Genomic DNA, 1,583 nt, shown 5'->3' on the forward strand with positions numbered 1-1,583 from the left:
AAAATTGAAGAGTTTGATCATGGCTCAGATTGAACGCTGGCGGCAAGCCTAACACATGCAAGTCGAGCGGCAGCGAAATAAAAAAAATTGTAAAATTTTTTTTATTGTCGGCAAGCGGCGGACGGGTGAGTAATATCTGGGGATCTACCTTTTGGAGGGGGATAACTATTGGAAACGATAGCTAATACCGCATAATGTCTTTACGACTAAAGTAGGGGATTTTATATTCATATAAAACCTTATGCCATTAGATGAACCCAGACGGGATTAGCTAGTAGGTAGAGTAAAAGCCTACCTAGGCGACGATCCCTAGCTGGTCTGAGAGGATGATCAGCCACACTGGAACTGAGACACGGTCCAGACTCCTACGGGAGGCAGCAGTGGGGAATATTGCACAATGGGCGAAAGCCTGATGCAGCTATGCCGCGTGTATGAAGAAGGCCTTAGGGTTGTAAAGTACTTTCAACAAGAAAGAAAAAATAAAATCTAATACATTTTATCATTGACGTTACTTGTAAAAGAAGCACCGGCTAACTCCGTGCCAGCAGCCGCGGTAATACGGAGGGTGCGAGCGTTAATCGGAATTACTGGGCGTAAAGAGCACGTAGGCTGTTAATTAAGTCAGATGTGAAATCCCTAAGCTTAACTTAGGAACTGCATTTGAAACTGATTAACTTGAGTTTCGTAGAGGGGGGTAGAATTCCAGGTGTAGCGGTGAAATGCGTAGATATCTGGAGGAATACCAGTGGCGAAGGCGACCCCCTGGACGAATACTGACGCTCAGGTGCGAAAGCATGGGGAGCAAACAGGATTAGATACCCTGGTAGTCCATGCTGTAAACAATGTCGACTTGAAGGTTGTAAGCTTGACTTATAGCTTTCGTAGCTAACGCGTTAAGTCGACCGCCTGGGGAGTACGACCGCAAGGTTAAAACTCAAATGAATTGACGGGGGCCCGCACAAGCGGTGGAGCATGTGGTTTAATTCGATGCAACGCGAAAAACCTTACCTGGTCTTGACATCCATGGAATTTAATAGAGATATTTTAGTGCCTTCGGGAACCATGAGACAGGTGCTGCATGGCTGTCGTCAGCTCGTGTTGTGAAATGTTGGGTTAAGTCCCGCAACGAGCGCAACCCTTATCCTTTGTTGCCATCAGTTCGGCTGGGAACTCAAAGGAGACTGCCGGTGATAAACCGGAGGAAGGTGAGGACGACGTCAAGTCATCATGGCCCTTACGACCAGGGCTACACACGTGCTACAATGGTATATACAAAGGGAAGCATCCTCGTAAGAGTAAGCGAATCTCACAAAATATATCTTAGTTCGGATTGGAGTCTGCAACTCGACTCTATGAAGTCGGAATCGCTAGTAATCGTAGATCAGAATGCTACGGTGAATACGTTCCCGGGCCTTGTACACACCGCCCGTCACACCATGGAAGTGGGTTGTAAAAGAAGTAAGTTGCTTAACCTTTATTTTTTTAAGGAGGGCGCTTACCACTTTATGATTCATAACTGGGGTGAAGTCGTAACAAGGTAACCGTAGGGGAACCTGTGGTTGGATCACCTCCTTTACTATAAG

1 rRNA gene is annotated in these 1,583 nt (G+C 46.3%); it reads left to right on the forward strand.

Features of this window, described 5'->3' with window-relative positions:
* The first annotated feature begins 1 nt into the window (after nt 1).
* Nucleotides 2-1,575: ribosomal RNA gene (locus GJU04_RS00010) — 16S ribosomal RNA — on the forward strand.
* The last annotated feature ends 8 nt before the right edge of the window (nt 1,576-1,583 follow it).

This window comes from Enterobacteriaceae endosymbiont of Donacia marginata, assembly GCF_012567685.1.
GTDB lineage: Bacteria > Pseudomonadota > Gammaproteobacteria > Enterobacterales > Enterobacteriaceae.